The following is a 21,809-nucleotide window of genomic DNA, read 5'->3' as shown; positions in this document are numbered from 1 at the left end:
GGTATCTGCCATGGCCCAGCGCCATCGTGTCCGTTCGTCCCTGTCCCGCCCCCTGCTGACCAGCGCCGTGCTTGCGGCGATGGCGGCCCCTGCTTTCGCCCATGCAGAGATCGCCGGAGCGCCGCAGACCCTGGACAAGGTGGTCGTCACCGCCTCCGGCTTCGAACAGAAAATCACCGATGCCCCGGCCAGCATCAGCGTGGTCAGCCGCGAGGAACTGAGCAAGCGCCCCTACACCAGCCTGGTCGATGCGCTGCGCGATGTGGAAGGCATCGACGTCGGCCTGGAAGCCACCGACAAGAATGGCCGCGCCACCGTCTCCATGCGTGGCCTGCCCTCGGAATACACCCTGGTACTGATCGACGGCCGCCGCCAGAGCAACGTCGGCCAGCTGTATCCCAACAACTTCGGTGGCGGACAGTTCTCCTACCTGCCGCCGCTGGATGCGATCGAGCGCATCGAAGTGGTGCGCGGCCCGATGTCCACGCTGTACGGCTCGGATGCGATGGGCGGTGTCATCAACATCATCACCCGCCGCAACCAGGACAGCTGGCACGGCGCGCTGACCCAGGGCTTCACCGTGCAGCAGGACGACCAGTTCGGCGATGCCCGCAGCACCGACGTGTACCTGAGTGGTCCGTTGCTGAAGGACCGCCTGGGCCTGTCCGTGCGCGGCAGCTACTACGATGCGAAGGCGTCCAATCCGGAATGGGATGCGCTGCCGTTGCCCGATGGCACCCTGTGGGAACGCAGCATCGGCTTCGGAGGTGGCGGCAAGTCGGTGGCCAACACCAACTGGAACACGGGCGTGCGCCTGAACGTCCACGTCAATGACGACCACGAACTGTGGCTGGACTACGACGTGTCGCGGCAGAAGTACGACAACAGCGAGGGCCAGACCGGCACGCTCGACAGCCTGGCCAGCCTGTGGCGCGTCGGCAATGCGGTCATCCCCGATCCGGATGGCGGCGGCACCATCACCCGCCGCGTGGTGCAGCCGCGCGTGGGCTACACCGCCTACCAGCGCTATGAGCGTGACCAGGTATCGCTGACCCATCAGGGCCGCTACAGCTTCGGCACCTGGCAGACCTCGCTGACCCACAGCAAGAGCAGCAACCTCGGCCGTTCGCTGCCACTGACCCTGGACGAGCGCGCCAACCTGCAGACGCTGTGGAATGACGTCTGCCGCCGCACCGGCGCCGCCAACAACTGTGCGGCCGGTCGTGGCAATGCGCTGTCTGCCCTCGACCCGAGCGAGATGGCGCGCCTGCAGGCGTTCCTGCCACGTCCGCTGCGCACGATGGAGCTTGAGGGTTACGTGCTCGACACGATGCTCGACCTCGATTTCGGCGCGCACAAACTGACCGTTGGCGGACAGTACAACGACACCGACATGGTCGACGGCGTGTTCGGCATGGATGGCGCCGGCTACCGCAGCAACACCCGGCAGAAGCACCGCATGTGGGCCCTGTTCGCGGAGGACAACTGGGCACTGACCGATACCCTCACGGCGACCTTCGGCCTGCGCTACGACGACCACAACGTGTTCGGCAGCCATGTCAGCCCGCGCGGCTACCTGGTGTGGAATGCGAGCGATGCATGGACCTTCAAGGGCGGTGTCAGCACCGGCTACAAGACACCGCGCCCGGACCAGCTGTTCCCGGGCATCACCGGCTTCGGTGGGCAGGGCGTGCTGCCGCTGGTGGGTTCGCCGAACCTCAAGCCGGAAACCAGCACCAACTACGAGCTGGCTGCCTACTACGAAGGCCAGCGCTGGGGCTTCAACGTCACCGGCTTCTTCAACCGGTTCGACGACAAGATCGCCAGCGGCGGCACCTTCCCGAACTGCGAGGTGGCTCCGGCCGGCAGCGGCTACTGCGTGGACATCGGGCCGGGCTGGGCCTCGCTGGGCTACAGCACCTTCACCCAGAGCGTGAACATCGACAAGGCCGAAACCCGTGGCGCCGAACTGGCCGCGCACGTCGATCTGCTGGAAACCCTGCAGCTGCGGGGCAACTACACCTGGACCCGCAGCGAACAGACCAGTGGCCCGCAGAAGGGACTGCCGATCAGTGGCACCATGCCGGCCCGGCATATGGCCAACGCCAGCCTCAACTGGCAGGTCAGCGACGCGGTCAGTCTGTCGCTGATCGGCGAAGGCCGCTACGACCGCTACCGCGATACGATCCTCGATGCGGCCGGCAACAGCCACGACCGCGTCTACGAGGACTACACGATCTTCCACCTCGGCGGCAGCTGGAAGGCCAACGCATGGCTGACCGTCAACGCACGCGTCAACAACCTGCTCGACAAGGACTTCGTCTCGCAGTCGTGCCTGCTGATCAGCCAGAGCGAGTTCAGCTGCGTGGACGATTACGCGACCAAGGACCAGCGCCGCAGCTACTGGATCTCGCTCAACGCGAAGTTCTGAGGCGACCCTGACCGGTGCCGGCCTTGGCCGGCACCGGGATACAGAACGATACGCAATTGCGAGCTATTCTCATCAATGATGTAATGCGCAGTCCGCATCCGTCCTGAATCCCCGTCGTGAGCCGTTCCGTTCCCTCCAACGTGCAGCAGCAACAGAGCCGCGGCTTCTGGCTGCGGACGCTGCACCAGTGGCACTGGATCAGCTCGGCGGTGTGCCTGATCGGCATGCTGCTGTTCGCGGTGACCGGGCTGACCCTCAACCACGCAGCGAAGATCGAAGCCAAGCCCGAGGTGCAGAACCAGCAGCTGCAACTGCCGGCCGATCTGCTCGGCCAGCTCGACACGCGCGAGGACGGCCACGCGCCGATCCCCCGCCCGGCCCGGCAATGGCTGGATACGCAGCTGGGCATCGCCATCGGCGGTCGCCCGGCCGAGTGGTCGGCCGAGGAGATCTACTTGTCGTTGCCGCGACCCGGCGGCGACGCCTGGCTCAGCATCGATCGCGAAACCGGCGCGGTGGAATACGAATCAACCTCCCGCGGCGTGGTGTCCTACCTCAACGACCTGCACAAGGGCCGCAACGCGGGCCCGGCGTGGGGCTGGTTCCTGGACCTGTTCGCCGTGGCCTGCCTGGTGTTCTGCATCACCGGCCTGTTCCTGCTGCACCTGCATGCACGGCAGCGGCGCATGACCTGGCCGCTGGTCGGCCTCGGCCTGATGATCCCGCTGTTGATCGCCCTGCTGCTGATCCACTGAACCATCGAATCCCCTTCACCGGAGCCGCCCCATGCGCGTCACCCTGACCATCGCCCTCAGCGGCCTGCTGGCCACCTCGCCGGCCTATGCCGCCACGCTCGACATCAACGTCGAGGTGCCCAAGCTCAATGTCGCCGAGTATCACCGTCCCTACGTAGCGGTGTGGCTGGAAGGTGCCGACCAGAAGGTGGCCGCCAACCTGTCGGTCTGGTACCAGCAGACCAGCAACAACGAAGGCCATGGCACCAAGTGGCTGCCCGACCTGCGCCAGTGGTGGCGCAAGAGCGGCCGCACCCTGCAGGTGCCGGTGGACGGCGTGACCGGCCCAACCCGCCCGGCCGGCAAGCACGCGCTGTCGTTCAACGACAAGCAGCCGGCGCTGAAGCAGCTGGCCCCGGGCAACTACACCCTGGTGGTGGAAGCGGTGCGCGAAGTCGGTGGCCGCGAACTGCTGAAGATCCCCTTCACCTGGCCGGCCACCGCCGCACAGAACGGCAAGGCGCAGGGCGCCACCGAACTGGGCCAGGTCACCCTCGCCATCAAACCGTAACCGCCTGAGCCGGGGGCAGAGCCCTTTCCGTTGGAAAGGGGTCCGACCCCGGGGTCGGATCCCCTCCACAGGAAGGGCTCTGACCCCACCCATCCAACGTCCCTGGAGTCTTCCGCATGAAGCGCATGCTCGTCCTCGCCGCCGCTCTGGCCGCTGCCCTTCCCTTTTCCGCACTCGCCCACAAGGCCTGGCTGCTGCCTTCGCAGACCGTGATCGCCGGCAATGCGCCGTGGATCACTGTTGATGGTGCGGTCTCCAACGACCTGTTCTACTTCAACCACGTGCCGCTGCGCCTGGAATCGCTGGTGATCACCGCGCCGGACGGCAGCACCGTGCAGCCGCAGAACGCCTCGACCGGCAAGTACCGCAGCGTGTTCGATCTGGAGCTGAAGCAGCAGGGCACTTACCGCATCGCTTCGGTCAATGACGGCCTGTTCGCCACCTACGAACAGAACGGCGAGCGCAAGCGCTGGCGCGGTACCGTCGCCACCTTCGGCGAACTGCCCAAGGGCGCGGAGAAGCTGGAAGTGAGCCAGTCGGTCGGCCGCGTGGAGACGTTCGTGACCAATGGCGCGCCGAACGATACCGCACTGAAGCCGACCAACCGCGGCATCGAGCTGGTTGCGGTCGGTCACCCGAACGACCTGTTCGCCGGCGAGGAAGCCACTTTCCGCGTGCTGGTCGACGGCAAGCCGACGGCTGGCCTTGCCTTCGAGATCGTGCGCGGCGCCACCCGCTACCGCAACGCGCAGGACGAACTGAAGGTGACCAGCGACGCCAAGGGCGAGATCAAGGTGACCTGGCCGGAAGCTGGCATGTACTGGCTGGAAACCGGTACTGAAGACAACAAGACCTCGGTGAAGCAGGCCGCCAAGCGTCGCCTGAGCTACGTGGCCACGCTGGAAGTGCTGCCGCAGTAATGGGGACCGCGATGCCGGGCACGCCCCGGCATCGCAGCCGCCACGCCCCGTCATGACCAATACCCTGCTCGACATCGCCCGCCTCGGCGGCACCACCATGGGCACCACCTGGAGCGTGTCGCTGGTCGCGCCGCGCCAGCGCGACCTGCACCCGCTGCACGCCGGCATCCAGGCGCGCCTGGATGATGTGGTCGCGCAGATGAGTACGTGGGACGCCGGCTCGGACCTCAGCCGCTACAACAGCGCCGATGCAGGCCAGTGGTGCACCCTGCCTGCCGAAACCCGTCACGTCCTGTCCTGCGCGCAGTCCATCGCTGCCGCCAGCGACGGTGCGTTCGATCCCACCATCGGCCCGCTGGTGGCACTGTGGGGTTTCGGTGCACGTGCCGGCGAACGCCGCCAACCCGATGCCGCCACCGTGCAGGCCACGCGCGAGCGCTGCGGTTGGCAGCGGTTGCAATGGCGCGGCGATGCGCTGCTGCAACCCGGCGGACTGGAACTGGATCTCTCTGCGATCGCCAAGGGGTTCGGCGTCGATCACGTGGCCGCGTGGCTGCGCGATCAGGGCATCGCTGCTGCACTGATCGAGGTCGGTGGCGAACTGGCCGGCTACGGCCGCAAGCCCGATGGCCAACGGTGGCGCGTGCTGGTGGAATCGGCGCCGGAAGAAGACGCGCACGCCAAAACACCACCGCGGGTGCTGGCGCTGGACGGCAAGGCGGTCGCTACCTCCGGCGATCGCTGGCATCACTATCAGGCCGATGGCGAGGCCTACAGCCACAGCCTCGACCCGCGCACCGGCAGGCCGGTACGCCAGGTTGCAGCGGCGGTGACGGTGGTCGCCGACGACGCGATGCATGCTGATGCCTGGGCCACCGCACTCACCGTACTCGGCCGCGAGCACGGCATGGCGCTGGCCGAACGCGAAGGACTGGCCGCACGCTACCTGCATCGCGCAGCGGATGGCCCGCACGAGTTTCTCAGCAGCGCCTTCCAGCGTCTGCTCGACGAGCGGGACGCATGAGCGCACGGCCGTCGCGCGCGCTGCTCGGCAACGCGCTTGTACTGATCCTGCTGGCGCTGATCGGCTGGGCGCTGCTGCGACTGCATCTCGGCGAAGCCTGGTGGCAGGGCGCACCGCCGGCGCGGCAATCGCAGATCGCCATCATCGCCACCGCGCTCTATGCGCTGGTCTGCACCGCACTGTGGTGGCGTGGGCGACCGCGCGACGATGCTGCCTCTGGCGACGTCGCGCCGATCCTGCTGGTCTGGTCCAGCCAGACCGGCTTCGCCCGCGAACTGGCCGAACGCAGTGCCGAGGCATTGCGTGGTGCCGGCGTGCCGGTGCGTGTGCGCGGTCTGCATGAGGTCGACGCCACGTTGCTGGCCGGCAGCCAGCGTGCACTGTTCATCGCCAGTACCACCGGCGAAGGCGACCCGCCCGATCATGCAGTGCCCTTCCTGCGCCATGTGATGGCCCTGCCGTCATCGCTGCAGCATCTTTCGTACGGCGTTCTCGCCCTGGGTGATCGCAGCTACGGTCACTTCTGCGCCTTCGGTCACCAGCTCGACGACTGGCTGCGCCAGCACGGCGCACATGCCCTGTTCGACGCCATCGAGGTCGACAACGCCGATCCCGCTGCACTGCGGCACTGGCAGCAACTGCTCGGACAACTTGCCGGTGGCGCCAGCGAACTGCCCGACTGGAGCCCGGCCGAATATCAGCCGTGGACGCTGCTGCAACGCCGGCACCTCAATCCCGGCAGCCAGGGCGGACCGGTGTACTGGCTGCGCCTGCAGGCGCCTGCCATCGACGGCGTGCGCTGGCAGGCCGGCGACATTGCCGAGATCGGCCCGCAGCACGCGCGGCACAGCGCGCGGGCCTGGCTGGAATCACAGGGTTTCGATCCGCAGACGGTGCTCGAGGACGGCCAGACGCTGCTGGCCCGTGTCGAACGCTCGCACCTGCCCTCACTGGTGCCACCGGGTGATCTGCCCGCCCTGCTGGCGGCCCTGCAGCCGCTGCCGCATCGTGAGTACTCCATCGCTTCGGTGATGGACGATGGTGCGGTGGAACTGCTGGTGCGCCGGCAGCTGCGTGCCGATGGCACGCCCGGCATCGGCAGTGCCTGGCTGTGCGACCACGCCGTCATCGGCGAGCCGGTACAACTGCGCCTGCGCCGCAACGACAACTTCCACGGTGCCGCCGTTGCGGCGCCGCTGCTGCTGATCGGCAATGGCACGGGCATCGCCGGCCTGCGTGCACACCTGCATGAGCGCGCGGCCGTCGGCGCGCACCGCACCTGGCTGCTGTTCGGCGAGCGCTCGGCCGCGCACGACTTCCATTTCGGTGACGAACTGCGGGCGATGCTGGCGGCCGGCACGCTGCAGCGTCTGGATACGGTGTTCAGCCGTGACGGCGGCAGCCACCGTTACGTGCAGGACCGCCTGCTGGCGGAGGCGGCAACGCTGCGGCAATGGGTCGATGAAGGTGCCACGATCCTGGTCTGCGGCAGCCTGCAGGGCATGGCGCCAGCCGTGGATGCGGTCATCGAGCAGGTGCTGGGTACCGACGGCAAGGAGGCCCTGCTGGTGGCCGGCCGTTACCGCCGTGATGTGTATTAGCCCAGGCAGCGCCCAGCGCATGCGCGGATGATGCCCATCGGCGCATGCGAATCATCAGTCCGCGGCGCTCACCCGTATCGCCAGCAGCTCGCCACTGCCCTGCAGCGCATGCCGCTGGCGCTCGCCGGCCGCCAGCCATGCAGTGTCGCCTGCCTGCATCGGCGGCAAGCCACTGTCCGCGGCAAAGCCGGCCTCACCCGCCAGCAGGTGCAGCGCCCAGGCCACGCCTGGCTCGCAGAAGAAGAACATCGACCCCACCAGCGGCCGGTGCAGCAGCTCGGCGTGCAACTGCCCGCGCTTCCACATCAGGTTGAAATCATGGGTGGTGCCATCGACCAGTTCGCCGTGCAGTGCCTCCTCGCCGGCAAAGCGCACGCGACCATGCGGCGGCAGCACCTCCGCCACCCGGCCATCGGCGAAGCGCAGGCGCACACCGTTGCCCTGCAGCAGCACCAGTTCGCGCTCCACGCCCGGAAATGCGGAGAACGCGGCATCCTGCTCGATCTCCGCCACGGACAGGCGCAGGGCCCAGTCGTCCCCGTGCGCCGGCAGCCGCAGGATTTCGCGGGTCCAGCCCAGGCCATTGCGCCAGCGTTCGCGGCGGTAATCCAGGCGGGCAATCACCTGGCTCGGAGTCTTCAGCAGCGCATCGATATCCATGCCTGCATTGCACCACGCCACGTGCAATCGCGCATCAGCGCGTGGCGACCGTACCCTGCGCGCCGCACTGGCCACCCAGCAGCTGCGAATGCTTCAGCCAGTCCTGGTCGGGGTAATAGGCGAACACCATCGTGCCACCACGCAACGCGTCGATCAGCGGCCTGGCCACCGACAGCCGCACCGCCGGACACCCCAGGCTGCGGCCCAGCCGACCCTGCAGCTGGGCGGTCGCCGGATTCACGTAGGGGGCGCCATGGATGACGATCGCACGCTCGCGCGCGCGGTCGTTGAAGCCCGGTTCCAGCCCGGCCAGCCGCAATGAGTAGCCGTTGCCGCCCATGTAGGTTTCCTGCGCGGTGAACACACCGAGGCTGGACATGTAACTGCCGTCGCGATTGGAAAAATGCTCGGTCCGGTTCTCACCACTGTTGCGGCCGTGCGCCACCCATTCCTCGAACAACAGCCGCTGGTGCGCCAGGTCGAACACCCACAGGCGCGGCTCGGTGGAGGGCCGCGAATAGTCGATCACGCTCAGGCGTTCGCCGCTGATGCCCAGCTCCGGTCGCAACAGGGCGCAGCGCATGGCCTGCGCCGCCAGCTGCAGCACATGGCGATCGGCCTTCGGCGCGGTGCGTGCCAGCAGGGCGGCCAGATCCTCGGCACGGGTCGCGATGGCGGGCGTCTGCGCCAACGCGGGTGCGCTGGCCGAGGTTGCCAGCAGGCCAAGCGTGGCCAGCCGGCAAAGGCGGGATGCGGTCATGGACGGGACACAGGACTCAGTTGCCTGTGAGAGTGGACCCTGCCGGCTCGGATTCCAAGACCGGCTGCAGGCCGGATTCAGCCGGGCTTGGGCGCACGGCGGGCAGCGAGGTCACCAGCAGCGTCGTGCCCGGCACCAGCACCTGGTACAGCTGGCGGGCGAAATCGGCCGGCAGCGCCAGTGGCAGCGACGGCGTGGCCAACAGGTCCGGGGTCGCCTGCGCACGGTCCTGGCCCAGCAACGGATAGGCCGTCCATTGATGCAGGCGCTGCTTCGCATCGAGCGGGCTGGGAACATCGCTGTAGCCCTGCCCCATCACGAACAGCGTGGTGCCCTGGAAGGCTGGCAGCGCATCGGCTTTCAGCGGCGATTCGCCGATCATCACGCCGTCGCGCAGGACGTACAGCCGCTGGTCGTGCAGGCTGACCAGGATGCCGACCTGCCCGGCCGGCGCCGCGCTGTCGTTCCACCAGGCCGCCGCCACACTGCCGTCGCCGGTTTCGGGCAGGGCCTCGCCGCGCGCGTTGACCGGCGCCAGTACGGCGGGATAGGCCAACGTCATCGGCGCGCTCTTGGCATCGGCCACCACCACCGTATCGCCGCGCCGGGTCTCGCTGAACAGCTTCTGCGCGAACGCCTGGGGCAGCCGTACGCAGCCATGCGAGGCCGGATGCCCCGGCAGGCTGCCGCCATGCAGGGCGATGCCGTCCCAGGTCAGCCGCTGCATGTACGGCATCGGTGCGCTGTTATAGAGGTTGGAGCGGTGGTCCTTGTCTTTCTGCAGGATCGTGAACACCCCGGTCGGCGTCTCGTGTCCCGCCTTGCCCGAACTGATCGTGGTCAGCCCGATGGCGATCCCGTTGCGATACACGTAGGCGCGCTGCTCGTCCAGACTGACGACCAGCACGATCGGGCCGGCCGGGGAAATCTCCGGATGCCAGAGGAATTCGCCCGGCTTGAGATCGGTAGGCCCGCGTTCGGCGGCCACCGGCCCGGACGGGTCGATCGAGTGCGAAGACGGCGGCCCGGCCTGCACGGTCAGCGGCAGTGCCAGGACAAGGGAGAGCATCAGGGACGGACGGTGCAGACGCATCCAGCGGAGGTTCCATTCCATGCGAAGCGGTCACCGTACACCATCGCGCCGTAGCGAACGCGCCAAAAGAGAATGCCCGGCGACACAACCCTGTGTCGTACCGGGCAATCGTCACGTCCTTGTCGGCCTGCTGCCTCCCCCGCGCGTCCTGCGAAGTGGGGGTGGCGTTGCATCCTGCACGCGGCCGCGTCTGTCCTGCTTGTATCTCAGCCCCTTCCACAGGTCTGTGATGCCACCGTCCTGGTGATTGGTGCCGCATCCTGCGACGGTCGGTGAACACAGCCTCCCTGGCGGTGCCCGGTGGACCGGCCTCCTGCGGGTCCCGACGATTCCTGTTGTCAACGCCTTGGTACGGTCCGCACCGGTACCGATCCGGGTACCGGATCCGCGGGCAACAGCCTGTCGCCTACGGTGATCCGCTGTCGATTCCGTTCGACGATCACTGTCCCTATCCCCTTCACCTGCGTCAGATCCTCGACGCGCTTGAAGGGCCCGTGTCTGCGCCGGTGCTCGACGATCGCCGCAGCCTTCCTGGCTCCGACCATCGTCAATCCCTGCTGCAGCGCCTGGACATCGGCCCGGTTGATGTCGATCGGTTCGGCGGCATGCGCCCCTGCGATCCCCATTGCCAGTACCAGTGCCCTCAACACGACTAACCAAGGCACGACGTATAACTCCTTGTGGTTCTGGCCGCCCCGACCGGCAATCCCGTCGGTAGGAACAGTGTCCGTCACCACATACACACAGACTATCGGTTTCGTGGATTTCTAAAAGCCAGCCAAATACCCGACGTGATGTAGGAAAAACCCTACCCCCGGCGCAGGCGTAGAATGGCTGGATCAGCCATGCAACCGGAGTTTCAGATGGACAGCGCCAAGCTCGGCCAATTCGTGAATGACAAGTGGGACAGCGAAATCGTCCCGCAGTTGGTCGACTACATCCGCATTCCCAACAAGTCGCCGATGTTCGACGCCAATTGGGTGCAGAACGGCTACATGGAACAGGCGGTCACCCTGATGGAGACCTGGGCCAAGGCACAGGAGCTGCCGGGCCTGAAGGTCGAAGTGGTCCGCCTGGAAGGCCGTACCCCGCTGATTCTTCTGGAAATTCCCGCCACCGGCAGTGAAACCGGCGACGACACCATCCTGCTCTACGGGCACCTGGACAAGCAGCCGGAAATGACCGGCTGGGACGACGACCTGGGCCCGTGGACCCCGGTCCTGCGTGGCGACAAGCTCTATGGCCGCGGCGGCGCCGACGATGGCTACGCGATCTTCGGTTCGCTGGCCGCCGTGCTGGCCCTGCAGGCCCAGGGCCTGCCGCACGCGCGCTGCGTGGTCCTGATCGAAGCCTGTGAAGAGTCCGGCAGTTACGACCTGCCCGCCTACGTGGACCATCTGGCCGACCGCATCGGCAAGCCGTCGCTGGTGGTCTGCCTGGATTCGGGCTGCGCCAACTACGACCAGCTGTGGTGCACCACGTCGCTGCGCGGTCTCACCGGGGGCAACTTCACCGTCAAGGTGCTCAACGAAGGCGTGCATTCCGGCGATGCCTCCGGCGTGGTGCCGTCCAGCTTCCGCCTGCTGCGTCAGCTGCTGTCGCGCATCGAGGACCAGGACACCGGCCGCATCCTGATCGACGGCATGAACGTGGAAATCCCGGCCGAGCGCCAGGAACAGGCCAAGCGTGCCGCCGAAGTGGTCGATACGGCCATCTTCGAGAAGTTCCCGCTGGTCGATGGCCTGCGCCCGATGAACGAAGACCTCACCGAGCTGGTGCTCAACCGCACCTGGCGCCCGGCGTTGTCGGTCACCGGAATCGGCGGCATGCCGCCGCTGGAATCGGCCGGCAACGTGCTGCGCCCGCAGACCTCGGTGAAGCTGTCGCTGCGCCTGCCGCCCACCGCCGATGGCAAGACCTGCGGCGAGCTGCTGAAAGAAGCGCTGCTGCGCGATCCGCCGAACGGTGCGCAGGTCACCCTGGATCTGGAAAAGGCCTCCACCGGCTGGAATGCCCCGGCCATGGCGCCGTGGCTGACCCGGGCCATCGACGAAGCCAGCCAGACCTTCTTCGGCAAGCCGGCGATGTACATGGGCGAAGGTGGCTCGATTCCGTTCATGGGCATGCTGGGCGAGAAGTTCCCCGGTGCCCAGTTCATGATCACCGGCGTGCTTGGCCCGCACTCGAATGCGCACGGCCCGAACGAGTTCCTGCACATTCCGATGGGCAAGAAGGTCACCGCCTGCGTGTCCAAGGTGATCAGCGAGCACTACGCCGCCAGCCTGCGTGGCGAGACCAGTGGTTCGCCGGTGGCCGCCGACAGCGGCACGCGGCATGGCGACCACGGCTGCTGCTGATCCGGCACACCGTGACGGACGCAGCCCGGCCTTGCTAGGCTGCGTTCTTCTCAAGCGGAACGCACACGCATGAATGGTCTGTTCGGCAGCAGCAGCTGGCTGTACATCCTGCTGGTCGGCTTCTTCGTCGGCCTGCTCGGGCGCTTCTTCATGCCGGGCAACAACCGCATGGGCTGCCTGCTGACCATCGTGCTGGGCATCCTCGGTGCCCTGCTGGCCGGCTGGTTCGGCCAGTACATGGGCTGGTACGCCCCCGGCGAACCGGCTGGGTTCCTCGGTGCCGTGGTCGGCGCGGTGGCCGTGCTGGCGATCCTGCGCCTGTTCAGCGGTCGCCGCTGAAACGGCCCCACCTTTCCCTCCTGTCCCCGACGTCGGCGCGCCCCGCGCGCCCGGATATGCCCGCATGACCGAACCCGCCTCCGATCCCCAGCGCAGCGCGCAGCGACTGCAGTGGGCCCGTATCCAGCTTGGCGATGCACAGGCCGTGGTTGAACGTGCCTCGGTCGATGCGGGCATGCGCAGCTACTGGCGCGTCACCGGTACACGCGGCAGCCACATCGTGATGGATGCTCCGCCGGGACTGGAAGACCCCCGCCCCTGGCTGCGCATACGCGGCCTGCTGCACGACCATGGCCTGCGTGTGCCGGCCCTGCTTGCGCAGGATCTGGACGCCGGCTTCCTGCTGCTGGAGGATCTCGGCGGTCCGACCCTGGCGAGAATCCTCGACGAGCGCAACGCCGACGAATGGTTCGGCCGCGCCATCGATCAGCTGCTGCGCCTGCAGGCGATCCCGGTGCCGGCCGACTTCGGCCAGTTCGGCGAAGCCCTGCTGCAGCGTGATGCCGGCCTGTTCGACGAATGGTTCCTGCAGCGCCATCTCAACCTGCAGCTGGACTGCGGCGAAATCGAGGGCCTGCAGCTGGTCCATCGCCGGTTGATGGACAACGCACTGGGCCAGGCGCAACTGATGACCCACCGCGACTACATGCCCCGCAATCTGATGCCCGTTGCCGACGGTCCGGCCGTGCTGGATTTCCAGGATCTGGTGCGGGGCCCGATCGCCTACGATGCCGTGAGCCTGTTCAAGGACGCGTTCCTGAGCTGGCCGCTGCAGCGCGTGGACGAGTGGCTCGCGCAGTACCACGCGCGCGCGCACGCTGCGGGCCTGCCGGTGCCCGACCGTGCGACCTTCCTGCGTGACGCGGACTGGATGGGCATCCAGCGCCACGTGAAGATCCTGGGCCTGTTCTGCCGCCTGCGTTACCGCGACAACAAGGGTCATTACCTGGACGATGCGCCGCGCTTCATCACCTATCTGGACGAAGTACTGCCGCGCTACCGCGAGCTGGCCCCCCTGCGGCAGCTGCTGGACACACGCATCAAGCCGGCGCTGGCCGAGCTCGGCGCACCGATGCGCATGGCCCGATGAAGGCGCTGATCTTCGCCGCCGGTCTGGGCGAGCGTATGCGCCCGCTGACCCTGCACACACCCAAGCCGCTGCTCGCAGTGGCCGGCAAGCCGCTGATCGTCTGGCACCTGGAGCGCCTGGCCGCCTGCGGCGTGCGCGATATCGTGGTCAATACCGCGTGGCTGGCGGAACAATTCCCGGCGATGCTCGGCGATGGCAGCCGATGGGGTGTGCGCCTGCACTTCATGCATGAAGGCGATACCCCGCTGGAGACCGGCGGAGGCATTCTCAATGCTCTGCCGGCACTGGGTGAGGATCCGTTCCTGGTGGTCAACGGCGACATCTGGACCGATTTCGATTTCGCCACACTGCCGCGCGAGCCGCGGGGCCAGGCGCATCTGGTGCTGGTCGACAACCCCACGCAGCATCCGCACGGTGATTACCGGCTGGACACGCAGGGCCTGCTGCACCATGACCGCGAAGGACCGTGCCTGACCTATGCCGGCATCGGCGTGTACCGCCCTTCAATCGTGGCCGACTGGCGCACGGTGATTGGTGATGCGCCGGGCAGCGAGCGGCTGCCGCCGAAGTTCTCGGTGGTGCCACTGCAGAAGCACTTCATGGCGCAGGGATTGATGACGGGGCAGCACCATCGCGGGCGCTGGACCGACGTCGGCACGGTGGATCGCCTGCGCGCGCTGGATGTTGAGTTGGCGGCGAACGGCTGAGGCCCTCGTGGTTGGTCGCGTAGAGCGGATCGCGTGTTCGGCCGGGCGGGTGGGCCATGCAGGGGACGCTGCAAGTACGTCCCTGTAAGCTCGATGGCGCCATCCATGGCGCCAACGCCCCTGCATGGCCCACCCGCCCGGCCTCTGACAGTTTCCTTGCGCGTCCAGCCACGGAAGAAAGAAAGAAAAGCAGAAGCAGGTCGCTTCGCTCACGAAGCGAAAGCGCATCCACGCGTAGCGTGGCTCTACCGTGTCGACCAAGGTCGACACCCACCAACAGCAGTGCAGTACGCAATCCCGGCAGATTGCGGGAACCTGTCGAAGGCGGGGTGGCTCAGGTTGCGGGGGCGTGAGCGCCGTGGATGGCGCGACCGAGGCTACATGGACGTACTTGCGCCGTCCCCCGCAACCTGAGCCACCCCGCCTCCCCTGAGGAAGCCAGCGTTTGACGTTGACGTTGCTCCGGCTTCGGCACTGGCTTCGGCGGGTGCAGGGCGGCAGCCCTGCAAAACAAACCCCAACCTCAGTAGCGAGGGCGGCCTTCTTCCAGCACCTGGCGCAGGAACGGCACGGTGATCCGACGCTTGGCCGCCAGCGATTCGCGGTCCAGCCAGTCCAGCAACGTGATAAGCCCGCCCAGCTCGCGCCCGGTGTGCGACAGCAGCCACTCGATCGCGGCCTCGTCGATGGCCAGCCCCCGTCGCAGCGCGCGCTCGCGCAGCACCGCCGCGCGTCCTTCCTCGTCCAGCGGCTGCAACAGCACCCGCACGCACTGGCCCAGCCGCGAGCGCAGGTCCGGCAGCACCAGTCCGAGTTCGGCCGGCGCCTTCTGCGCCGTGTAGAGCACGGTCACGCCGGCAGCGCGCGCACGGTTATGGAAATCGAACAGGGCAATCTCGTCCTCGCGGTTGCCGGCAATCTCGTCCAGTCCGTCCAGCGCGACCAGCTCGCGCGCCTCCAGCCCCTCCAGCGCTGCACGCACACGGCCGGCCGCACTGGCCAGCGGCACATAGGTTGGCAGCCGCCCGGCCTGCTCGGCGCTGGAACACATCGCCAGCGCCTGATGCGTCTTGCCCGTGCCTGCCGCGCCTTCCAGGTAGACCCAGTCGTGGCTGGCACCGACCGCGATCGCGCGCAGCTGCGCCAGCGCACCATCCGGTGCGCCGATGAAGGTCTCCAGGCGCTGGTCCCGCGGGTAGTGCAGGGCCAGCGGCAATTGCGGCACACCCATCACTTCAGGTCGGGGCCCTTGTCGTTCGTGTCGAGGATGATGTGGGGCGGCTCGACCACCCCGTCAAGCACGATCGCCGATTTCTCACCCGCGTAAAGATCGCTCTGCCGATAGCGCTGGTGCGCATAGCGCAGCAGCACGTTGGACACGGCAGCCACCGGCAGCGCCAGCAGCATGCCGAGGAAGCCGAACAGCTGGCCGCCTGCCATCACCGCGAAGATCACCGCCACCGGATGCAGGCCGATCTTGTCGCCGACGATGCGCGGCGTCAGTACATAACTCTCCAGCAACTGGCCGACCGTGAACACCACGCCGACCAGTATCAGCAGTTTCAGGTCGAAGCCCTGCGCCTGCACCAGCGCGGCGATGATCGCCATCAGGATGCCGGTGGTCGCGCCCAGGTACGGAATGAAGCTGATCAGGCCCGCGATCATGCCGATCAGCAGCCCCAGCTTCAGCCCCACCAGCGACAGGCCGCCGGCATAGATCACGCCCAGTGCCAGCATCACCAGGAACTGGCCGCGGATGAAGGCCCCCAGCACCTCGTTGGATTCGCGCGCCAGCGCCGTGATGGTGCCGATGTGGTTGCGCGGAATGACCGAGGCGACCCGCTCCACCAGCTTGTCCCAGTCGCGCAGGAAGTAGAACGCCAGGATCGGCAGCAGCAGGATGTTGACCACCCAGGTCACCATCGTGAAGCCCGAGCGCGAGACATATCCCATGAAGGTCTTGGCGAAGCCGCCGGCCTGCTGCCAATGGCTGCGCACCCATTCGATCAGGCGATCCGGGTCCAGCCACTGCATCACCTCCAGGCCGGTCTTCTGCTCGAACCACGGAATGCCGGTCTGCATCAGCCAGGCCTGCGCCTGCGGCACGGCCGCCACCAGGGTGGTGATCTGCTTTTCGATCATCGGCACCAGCACCAGCAGCGCGGCGACGATCACCAGCACCATGGCCACGAACACCAGCACCACGCCGGTCATGCGCGAGCGCCCGGTGGCCTCGATGCGGTCCACCAGCGGATCACCCAGCCAGGCCAGCGCCAGCGCCAGCACGAACGGCGTCAGGATCGGCGCCAGCAGCCACACGATCCAGCCGATCAGGCCGGCAAGCAGGATGTATTTGACCCGGCGCAGGAACTGCGCGATTTCAGCTTCCGGCGTCAGGGTCATCGCAGTCGGTACTCGTTGCTGACCGGCGCCTGCACCGGCACGCCGGTGGTGTCATCGATCGGTGTCGGAAGGGCAGGCAGCGGGGCGTTCGGAACCAGTACGCCGCTGTCACCCAGCATGCGGTTGAAGCCGGCCAGGCCGGTGGTCATTTCCACGGTCAGCTCCAGCCGGCCCGCGCTGGCGTGCAGCGGAGTGACATTGCGCACCACCGGCACGTCGCGCAGGCCCGCGGCCAGTCGCAGGTAGTCATCGGCACTGTTGATGCCGGTGACCACCACCCGGTAGCTGCCCGCCTGGCCGGTGGCCACACCCGCCTTGGCATAACGCTTGACCAGCGCGTCGGCCGCGCCGTCGGCGCCCGCGGCCATCGCGCGCATGGCGTTGGCATCCTTGCTGGTCCATCTGTTCAGTTCACGGCCATCGTCGACGAACACCCAGTCCGCCTGCCAGCCGCCATTGGCACGGTAGAGCTTGCCGATCAGCTGCATCGGCGGCGAGTAGCGCGAAGAGGCGCGGGCCACGGCGGCGCTGTCCTGGCGCCAGATGGCACCGGCCAGCGCCTGTTCGGCAGCGCCCCCACTGGGCAGGCCCAGCTTGTAGCCGCGCTCGATGGCGCGGTTCAGCAGCGGGCGCGCGGCATTGGCCTGCTGCACGCTGACCAGGCGCGGGCCGCTGCCGTCATCGACGGCCAGCCACAGCACCGGCTTCGGTCGGGGCTGCGGCCACAGCGGCAGGCCCAGCGCGGCGACCAGCGAATCGACGTCATCCTCGCGGAAACGGGCCACCAGCAGGGTCCGGAAACTGGGCGCACCGCTGGCGCTGACGCTCTGGTCCTGCTTGTAGTCGTAGCTGGCCACGTAATCCTTGGCATTGCGCAGGGCCTGCACCACGCCGGGCCGGGACATCACGCTGCGGTCGCCCGACAGCTTGCCCAGCACTACGCTCAGGGCGCGTGCCAGCCCGCCATTGCGGTCGGCCTCGGCCTGGCTGTTGACCGGCACTTCGGCCTCGTAGGCCCCACTGGCGGTGGCGACATCCCCCTCGGTGCGCAGGCCGCTCTGGGCCATCGTGGCCACCGGCAGGCTCAACGCAAGAAGCAGGGTGAGAATCAGGCTGCGGCGCATCAGGACATCCATTGGCTCGACGTATCCGGGGGGAATTGTTGCCCGAATACGGCCTGTGCGCCAATGCGGCCTGTTAAAATCGCCCGTTCAACCCCTGCCAGCGCCGACGCCCGTGACCAACACCCCGTCTTCCGCCCCCTCCCCCCTCACCTACCGTGACGCGGGCGTCGACATCGACGCCGGCAACGAACTGGTCGAGCGGATCAAGCCCCTGGTCAAGCGCAGCTTCCGTCCGGAAGTGATGGGCGGCCTGGGCGGTTTCGGCGCCCTGTTCGACCTGTCCAACAAGTACCGCGAACCGGTGCTGGTGTCGGGTACCGACGGTGTCGGCACCAAGCTGAAGCTGGCCCACCAGCTGAACCGCCACGATACGATCGGCATCGATCTGGTCGCGATGTGCGTGAACGACGTGCTGGTGCAGGGCGCCGAGCCGCTGTTCTTCCTGGACTACTTCGCCACCGGCAAGCTGGACGTGGATACCGCCGCGGCGGTCGTGGGCGGCATCGCCAACGGCTGCACCGAGGCCGGCTGCGCACTGATCGGCGGCGAGACCGCTGAAATGCCCGACATGTATGCCCCGGGCGAGTACGATCTGGCCGGCTTCACCGTGGCCGCGGTGGAAAAGAGCGAACTGAAGGATGGCGCCAGCGTGGCGGCCGGCGATGTGCTGATCGGCATCGCCTCGTCCGGCCCGCACTCCAATGGCTACTCGCTGGTCCGCCGCATCTACGACCGCGCCGGGCGTCCGGCCGATCTTGAGCTGGAAGGCGGCGTGAAGCTGGTCGACGCGCTGATGGCACCGACCCGGTTGTACGTCAAGCCGATCCTGTCGCTGCTGAAGTCGCACGGCGATGCCATCCATGGCATGGCCCACATCACCGGTGGCGGACTGACCGAGAACATCATCCGGGTGGTCCCGGACGGCCTCGGCCTGGACATCCAGGCGGCCTCGTGGACGCTGCCGCCGGTGTTCCAGTGGCTTCAGAAGGAAGGCGCGGTCGCCGACAGCGAAATGTGGCGCACCTTCAACTGCGGCATCGGCTTCGTGCTGATCGTCGCGCCGGACCAGGTCGAGGCGGTGTCCGCCGCGGTCACGGCCCAGGGCCTGGATCACTGGACCATCGGCCAGGTCGTCACCACCGAAGGCGCCGAGCGCGTCCGCATCGCCTGACCCCTGCAGAGGAGCCCGCATGGACGCAATGCCCCCATCCCCCTCGAACCCGGTGCCGCCGCCGCTGCTGACGGCACCCGTATTCGGCCCGCAGGACGCCAGCCATCTGCGGGCGCTGTCCATCGGCCACTACGTGGTTGGTGCGCTCATCGCACTGTTCTCGCTGATCTTCATCATCCACATCGTGCTGGGCGTGAGCGCCCTGACCGGGGCATTGCCGCTGAGCTCGGAGGGGCAGCCCTCATCGCCCGCCGAGCAGCGGATGTTCGGCTGGATGTTCACCATCATCGGCAGCGTGATCGTGGTGGGCGGCGTCACCCTGGGCGCCTTCGTCGCCTACGCCGGGCGCTGCCTGGCGCAGCGCCGCCGTTACGTGCTGTGCCTGGTGGTCGCGGGCCTGTCCTGCCTGTTCACCCCGGTGGGCACGGTGCTGGGGGTGTTCACCCTGATCGCCCTGCTCCGCCCCCAGGTGAAAGCCGTGTTCGACACTCCGTCGGCAAGCGTTTGAGCCGCCTGGGTTGCCGGTAATGAACGCACCCCGCCGCATCGCCGTGCTCGCCTCCGGGCGCGGCAGCAACCTGCAGGCCATCCTGGATGCCATCGCATCGGGCCGCCTGCCGGCCGACGTGGTGGGCGTGTTCTCCGACCGCCCCGATGCCGCGGCCCTGCAGCGGGTCGATCCTTCCCGGCGCTGGGCGCATGCACCGAAGGAATTCAGCGATCGTGCCGCCTACGAGCTGGCCCTGGGCGACGCGGTTGCCGCCTCCGCTCCGGACTGGATCGTCTGCGCCGGCTACATGCGCATTCTCGGCGCTGGCTTCGTGCAGCGCTTCAACGGTCGCCTGGTCAACATCCACCCGTCGCTGCTGCCGCTGTACAAGGGCCTGCATACGCACGCCCGGGCGCTGGAAGCCGGCGATGCCGAGCATGGCGCAAGCGTGCATCTGGTGGTGCCGGAGCTGGACGCGGGTACGGTGCTGGCGCAGGCGCGCGTGCCGGTGCTGGCAGGCGACGATGCACAGACCCTTGCCGAGCGCGTGCTGGCGGTGGAACACCCGCTGCTGATCGCCAGCCTGCAGCTGCTGTGCGATGGCCGGCTGGCTGAACGGGAAGGACAGGCGTTCTTCGACGGTCACCCCCTGTTTAGGCCGCTGGCCCTAGATTCCGCCGGAAACCTGAACCGATAACGTTCTGCACACGCCCCGCTGACTGCGGGGCTGGCATCCTGCCCCACTCCTGCGGCCCCTGTCCCCCATGAAGACCACGACGCTGCTGTGCACGCCCCTGCTGTTGTCGCTTGCCGTGTTGCCTGGCGTGGGCTGGGGCCAGGCACAGCCCTCTGCCGACCCGGCAGCTCCGTCGCAGGCCCCGGCCGCACCGGCCGTGCCCATGCTGCCCGCGCTGGCCTGGGAACCGCCGCCGCTGCAACCGTTCACCGCTACCTACCAGGCCTTCTACAAGGGCAAGGAAGCCGGCGATGCCACCATGCAGGTCACCCATACCGGCGGCAACCAGTGGCGGGTGGACATGCAGGTGGTGGGCCGCCGCGGCTTTGCCAGCGTGCTCGGCCTGAACATCGAGCAGAGCACGGTGTTCGAGGAGCGCGGCGGCGTCTATGCGCCGCTGAGCCAGAGCACGGTGCGCAAGGGCCTGTTCCTGGGCAAGAAGGCCGTCGGCACCTATAACTGGCAGGCCGGCACCGCGCAGTGGACCGGCGATGTGAAAAAGGATCGCGCGCAGCCCATTCCGCTGCAGGCCGGCGATCAGAGCGCCCTGCTGATCAACCTGGCGATCATGCGTGATGCCCGCCCGGGCGTGGCCATGCACTACCGCTACGTCGACATGGGCAAGGTGCGCCAGCACGACTACCAGGCCGCGCCGCAGACCGAGAACGTCGAGGTCGGCGACCTGTCCTACAACGCGCTGCGGGTATACCGCAGCAACGGCGGCAACAACGAAACCATTCTCTGGATCGCCAACGGTGTCCCCACCCCGGTGCGCATCCTGCAACGCGAAGATGGCGAAGACCGCGTCGATCTCCGCCTGATCGAATACCAAGGAGTCTGAGCATGAACACCCTCTCCCGCCCCCTGACGTGGATCGCCGCTGCCACCCTGTCGATGGCCAGCCTGCCGGCGATGGCCCTGGAGCCGTTCAAGGCCGACTATCTGGCCAGCTACATGGGCATGCAGGCCAACGGCACCATGACGCTGGCCAGTGAAGGCAGCAACAAGTGGCGCTACAGCCTGCAGGTGAAAAACCAGCTGGCCGACCTGAGCCAGAGCACCGTGTTCGAGGAAGTGCGCGGCCAGCTGCGTCCACTCAGCAGCCAGGACCGCTCGGCGCTGCTGGTGAAGAAGCGCAACGTGCAGGCCAACTACAACTGGACCAGCAACCAGGCCACCTGGACCGGCGACATCAAGCCGGACCGCGCCGGACCGATCGCCCTGAAGGCCGGCGACATGGATGCGCTGCTGATCAATCTGGCCATCGCCCGCGACCTGGCAGCCGGCAAGCCGTTGACCTACCGCATGGTCGACGAGGGCCGGATCAAGAACATGACCTACCGTGTGATCGGCAAGGAATCGATCACCGTGGGCGGCAAGAGCTACGAGGCGACCAAGGTGTCGCGTGCCGATGGCAACAAGGAGCTGATCGCCTGGATCGTGCCGGAGTTTCCGGTGCCGGCGCGCATGCTGCAGCGGGAAAGCGGCCGCGACGCGCTGGACCTGACCATCCGATCGATGAACTGAGTGCCGGGGGTCGGATCCCATCCCCTCGGGGATGGGCTCTGACCCCGGCCCCGCACAAGGAAAACGCCCGC

22 protein-coding genes are annotated in these 21,809 nt (G+C 67.6%); 15 read left to right on the top strand and 7 right to left on the bottom strand.

From position 1 onward, the window contains the following. Positions 1-10 precede the first annotated feature (10 nt). The 6 genes from IMX13_RS11235 to IMX13_RS11210 all read left to right on the top strand — a co-directional run bounded on the left by IMX13_RS11235 (position 11) and on the right by IMX13_RS11210 (position 7,281). Positions 11-2,431 (top strand): TonB-dependent receptor, encoded by a 2,421-nt coding sequence (locus IMX13_RS11235; protein ID WP_193396378.1) that lies wholly within the window; start codon positions 11-13, stop codon positions 2,429-2,431. Positions 2,432-2,547: 116 nt separating this feature from the next. Beyond that, the gene (locus tag IMX13_RS11230) at positions 2,548-3,186 is read left to right on the top strand and encodes a PepSY-associated TM helix domain-containing protein (RefSeq protein ID WP_193396377.1); all 639 of its coding nucleotides are present in this window, start codon (positions 2,548-2,550) and stop codon (positions 3,184-3,186) included. Between the two features lie 31 nt (positions 3,187-3,217). Continuing rightward, complete coding sequence (locus IMX13_RS11225; protein WP_065174546.1) at positions 3,218-3,736, top strand: DUF2271 domain-containing protein; 519 nt, start codon at positions 3,218-3,220, stop codon at positions 3,734-3,736. 116 nt (positions 3,737-3,852) lie between these two features. Next, positions 3,853-4,656, top strand: coding sequence for a DUF4198 domain-containing protein (locus tag IMX13_RS11220; protein WP_193396376.1), 804 nt, complete (start codon positions 3,853-3,855; stop codon positions 4,654-4,656). Positions 4,657-4,708: 52 nt separating this feature from the next. After that, a complete protein-coding gene (locus tag IMX13_RS11215) occupies positions 4,709-5,680 on the top strand; it encodes an FAD:protein FMN transferase (RefSeq protein ID WP_193396375.1) in 972 nt (323 codons plus the stop codon). Then, on the top strand, positions 5,677-7,281 hold the full coding sequence (locus IMX13_RS11210; protein WP_164151734.1) for a sulfite reductase subunit alpha: 1,605 nt from the start codon (positions 5,677-5,679) through the stop codon (positions 7,279-7,281). The genes IMX13_RS11215 and IMX13_RS11210 overlap by 4 nt, the downstream gene beginning before the upstream one ends. Positions 7,282-7,335: 54 nt before the next feature. Here IMX13_RS11210 and IMX13_RS11205 read toward each other — a convergent pair whose 3' ends face one another. From IMX13_RS11205 to IMX13_RS11190, 4 genes are all read right to left on the bottom strand, one after another. Beyond that, the gene (locus tag IMX13_RS11205) at positions 7,336-7,941 is read right to left on the bottom strand and encodes a HutD family protein (RefSeq protein WP_193396374.1); all 606 of its coding nucleotides are present in this window, start codon (positions 7,939-7,941) and stop codon (positions 7,336-7,338) included. 34 nt (positions 7,942-7,975) lie between these two features. Beyond that, positions 7,976-8,701 carry a murein L,D-transpeptidase catalytic domain family protein gene (locus tag IMX13_RS11200; RefSeq protein ID WP_053516633.1) on the bottom strand — a complete coding sequence of 242 codons (726 nt, stop codon included), beginning with the start codon at positions 8,699-8,701 and terminating at the stop codon, positions 7,976-7,978. 16 nt (positions 8,702-8,717) lie between these two features. Beyond that, positions 8,718-9,794 carry a L,D-transpeptidase gene (locus IMX13_RS11195; protein WP_193396373.1) on the bottom strand — a complete coding sequence of 359 codons (1,077 nt, stop codon included), beginning with the start codon at positions 9,792-9,794 and terminating at the stop codon, positions 8,718-8,720. 338 nt (positions 9,795-10,132) lie between these two features. After that, positions 10,133-10,420: a helix-hairpin-helix domain-containing protein gene (locus IMX13_RS11190; protein ID WP_227255415.1), complete on the bottom strand. Its 288-nt coding sequence runs from the start codon at positions 10,418-10,420 to the stop codon at positions 10,133-10,135. A gap of 237 nt (positions 10,421-10,657) precedes the next feature. Between IMX13_RS11190 and IMX13_RS11185 the strand changes: the two genes are divergently transcribed. The 4 genes from IMX13_RS11185 to murU all read left to right on the top strand — a co-directional run bounded on the left by IMX13_RS11185 (position 10,658) and on the right by murU (position 14,287). Beyond that, positions 10,658-12,151 carry a M20 family metallopeptidase gene (locus IMX13_RS11185; RefSeq protein ID WP_193396426.1) on the top strand — a complete coding sequence of 498 codons (1,494 nt, stop codon included), beginning with the start codon at positions 10,658-10,660 and terminating at the stop codon, positions 12,149-12,151. 69 nt (positions 12,152-12,220) lie between these two features. Beyond that, positions 12,221-12,490, top strand: a complete 270-nt coding sequence (locus tag IMX13_RS11180; protein WP_053516629.1) for a GlsB/YeaQ/YmgE family stress response membrane protein — start codon at positions 12,221-12,223, stop codon at positions 12,488-12,490. 64 nt (positions 12,491-12,554) lie between these two features. Then, positions 12,555-13,580 carry a phosphotransferase gene (locus tag IMX13_RS11175; RefSeq protein ID WP_193396372.1) on the top strand — a complete coding sequence of 342 codons (1,026 nt, stop codon included), beginning with the start codon at positions 12,555-12,557 and terminating at the stop codon, positions 13,578-13,580. Then, positions 13,577-14,287 (top strand): N-acetylmuramate alpha-1-phosphate uridylyltransferase MurU, encoded by a 711-nt coding sequence (murU, locus tag IMX13_RS11170; protein ID WP_053516627.1) that lies wholly within the window; start codon positions 13,577-13,579, stop codon positions 14,285-14,287. The genes IMX13_RS11175 and murU overlap by 4 nt, the downstream gene beginning before the upstream one ends. A gap of 523 nt (positions 14,288-14,810) precedes the next feature. Here murU and hda read toward each other — a convergent pair. Genes hda through IMX13_RS11155 form a run of 3 tightly spaced genes read right to left on the bottom strand, consistent with a single transcriptional unit; the run spans position 14,811 to position 17,814 of the window. Beyond that, positions 14,811-15,518: a DnaA regulatory inactivator Hda gene (gene hda / locus IMX13_RS11165; protein WP_065182429.1), complete on the bottom strand. Its 708-nt coding sequence runs from the start codon at positions 15,516-15,518 to the stop codon at positions 14,811-14,813. Next, the gene (locus IMX13_RS11160) at positions 15,518-16,690 is read right to left on the bottom strand and encodes an AI-2E family transporter (protein WP_065174539.1); all 1,173 of its coding nucleotides are present in this window, start codon (positions 16,688-16,690) and stop codon (positions 15,518-15,520) included. The genes hda and IMX13_RS11160 overlap by 1 nt, the downstream gene beginning before the upstream one ends. Beyond that, positions 16,687-17,814 (bottom strand): DUF2066 domain-containing protein, encoded by a 1,128-nt coding sequence (locus IMX13_RS11155; protein WP_227255408.1) that lies wholly within the window; start codon positions 17,812-17,814, stop codon positions 16,687-16,689. Before IMX13_RS11155 ends, IMX13_RS11160 begins: the two co-directional genes overlap by 4 nt. A 112-nt stretch (positions 17,815-17,926) precedes the next feature. Between IMX13_RS11155 and purM the strand changes: the two genes are divergently transcribed. The 5 genes from purM (at position 17,927) to IMX13_RS11130 (ending at position 21,738) form a co-directional block, all read left to right on the top strand. Next, positions 17,927-18,985 carry a phosphoribosylformylglycinamidine cyclo-ligase gene (gene purM, locus IMX13_RS11150; protein ID WP_053519430.1) on the top strand — a complete coding sequence of 353 codons (1,059 nt, stop codon included), beginning with the start codon at positions 17,927-17,929 and terminating at the stop codon, positions 18,983-18,985. A 19-nt stretch (positions 18,986-19,004) separates the two neighbouring features. Beyond that, the gene (locus IMX13_RS11145) at positions 19,005-19,493 is read left to right on the top strand and encodes a hypothetical protein (protein WP_053519429.1); all 489 of its coding nucleotides are present in this window, start codon (positions 19,005-19,007) and stop codon (positions 19,491-19,493) included. Between the two features lie 19 nt (positions 19,494-19,512). Continuing rightward, a complete protein-coding gene (gene purN, locus IMX13_RS11140; protein WP_065182432.1) occupies positions 19,513-20,172 on the top strand; it encodes a phosphoribosylglycinamide formyltransferase in 660 nt (219 codons plus the stop codon). A gap of 67 nt (positions 20,173-20,239) precedes the next feature. After that, entirely contained in the window at positions 20,240-21,052 is an 813-nt protein-coding gene (locus IMX13_RS11135; RefSeq protein ID WP_065174536.1) for a DUF3108 domain-containing protein, read from the top strand. Between the two features lie 2 nt (positions 21,053-21,054). Continuing rightward, a complete protein-coding gene (locus IMX13_RS11130) occupies positions 21,055-21,738 on the top strand; it encodes a DUF3108 domain-containing protein (RefSeq protein WP_053519426.1) in 684 nt (227 codons plus the stop codon). Positions 21,739-21,809 lie beyond the last annotated feature (71 nt).

This window comes from Stenotrophomonas sp. B2 (assembly GCF_014947095.1).
Taxonomy (GTDB): domain Bacteria; phylum Pseudomonadota; class Gammaproteobacteria; order Xanthomonadales; family Xanthomonadaceae; genus Stenotrophomonas; species Stenotrophomonas maltophilia_P.
Note: the sequence above shows the minus strand (reverse complement) of the source record. Positions and strands in the feature narration are given on the sequence as shown.

Excerpts from the sequence above, each read along its gene's own strand:
- IMX13_RS11175 (WP_193396372.1), top strand. The coding sequence starts at position 12,555 with ATGACCGAACCCGCCTCCGATCCCCAGCGCAGCGCGCAGCGACTGCAG.
- IMX13_RS11190 (WP_227255415.1), bottom strand. The coding sequence starts at position 10,420 with ATGGGGATCGCAGGGGCGCATGCCGCCGAACCGATCGACATCAACCGG.
- IMX13_RS11135 (WP_065174536.1), top strand. The coding sequence starts at position 20,240 with ATGAAGACCACGACGCTGCTGTGCACGCCCCTGCTGTTGTCGCTTGCC.
- IMX13_RS11155 (WP_227255408.1), bottom strand. The coding sequence starts at position 17,814 with ATGCGCCGCAGCCTGATTCTCACCCTGCTTCTTGCGTTGAGCCTGCCG.
- IMX13_RS11215 (WP_193396375.1), top strand. The coding sequence starts at position 4,709 with ATGACCAATACCCTGCTCGACATCGCCCGCCTCGGCGGCACCACCATG.
- IMX13_RS11210 (WP_164151734.1), top strand. The coding sequence starts at position 5,677 with ATGAGCGCACGGCCGTCGCGCGCGCTGCTCGGCAACGCGCTTGTACTG.
- IMX13_RS11200 (WP_053516633.1), bottom strand. The coding sequence starts at position 8,701 with ATGACCGCATCCCGCCTTTGCCGGCTGGCCACGCTTGGCCTGCTGGCA.
- IMX13_RS11220 (WP_193396376.1), top strand. The coding sequence starts at position 3,853 with ATGAAGCGCATGCTCGTCCTCGCCGCCGCTCTGGCCGCTGCCCTTCCC.
- IMX13_RS11130 (WP_053519426.1), top strand. The coding sequence starts at position 21,055 with ATGAACACCCTCTCCCGCCCCCTGACGTGGATCGCCGCTGCCACCCTG.
- IMX13_RS11185 (WP_193396426.1), top strand. The coding sequence starts at position 10,658 with ATGGACAGCGCCAAGCTCGGCCAATTCGTGAATGACAAGTGGGACAGC.
- IMX13_RS11160 (WP_065174539.1), bottom strand. The coding sequence starts at position 16,690 with ATGACCCTGACGCCGGAAGCTGAAATCGCGCAGTTCCTGCGCCGGGTC.
- IMX13_RS11205 (WP_193396374.1), bottom strand. The coding sequence starts at position 7,941 with ATGGATATCGATGCGCTGCTGAAGACTCCGAGCCAGGTGATTGCCCGC.
- IMX13_RS11145 (WP_053519429.1), top strand. The coding sequence starts at position 19,005 with ATGGACGCAATGCCCCCATCCCCCTCGAACCCGGTGCCGCCGCCGCTG.
- purN (WP_065182432.1), top strand. The coding sequence starts at position 19,513 with ATGAACGCACCCCGCCGCATCGCCGTGCTCGCCTCCGGGCGCGGCAGC.
- IMX13_RS11235 (WP_193396378.1), top strand. The coding sequence starts at position 11 with ATGGCCCAGCGCCATCGTGTCCGTTCGTCCCTGTCCCGCCCCCTGCTG.
- hda (WP_065182429.1), bottom strand. The coding sequence starts at position 15,518 with ATGGGTGTGCCGCAATTGCCGCTGGCCCTGCACTACCCGCGGGACCAG.
- IMX13_RS11225 (WP_065174546.1), top strand. The coding sequence starts at position 3,218 with ATGCGCGTCACCCTGACCATCGCCCTCAGCGGCCTGCTGGCCACCTCG.
- murU (WP_053516627.1), top strand. The coding sequence starts at position 13,577 with ATGAAGGCGCTGATCTTCGCCGCCGGTCTGGGCGAGCGTATGCGCCCG.
- IMX13_RS11180 (WP_053516629.1), top strand. The coding sequence starts at position 12,221 with ATGAATGGTCTGTTCGGCAGCAGCAGCTGGCTGTACATCCTGCTGGTC.
- IMX13_RS11195 (WP_193396373.1), bottom strand. The coding sequence starts at position 9,794 with ATGCGTCTGCACCGTCCGTCCCTGATGCTCTCCCTTGTCCTGGCACTG.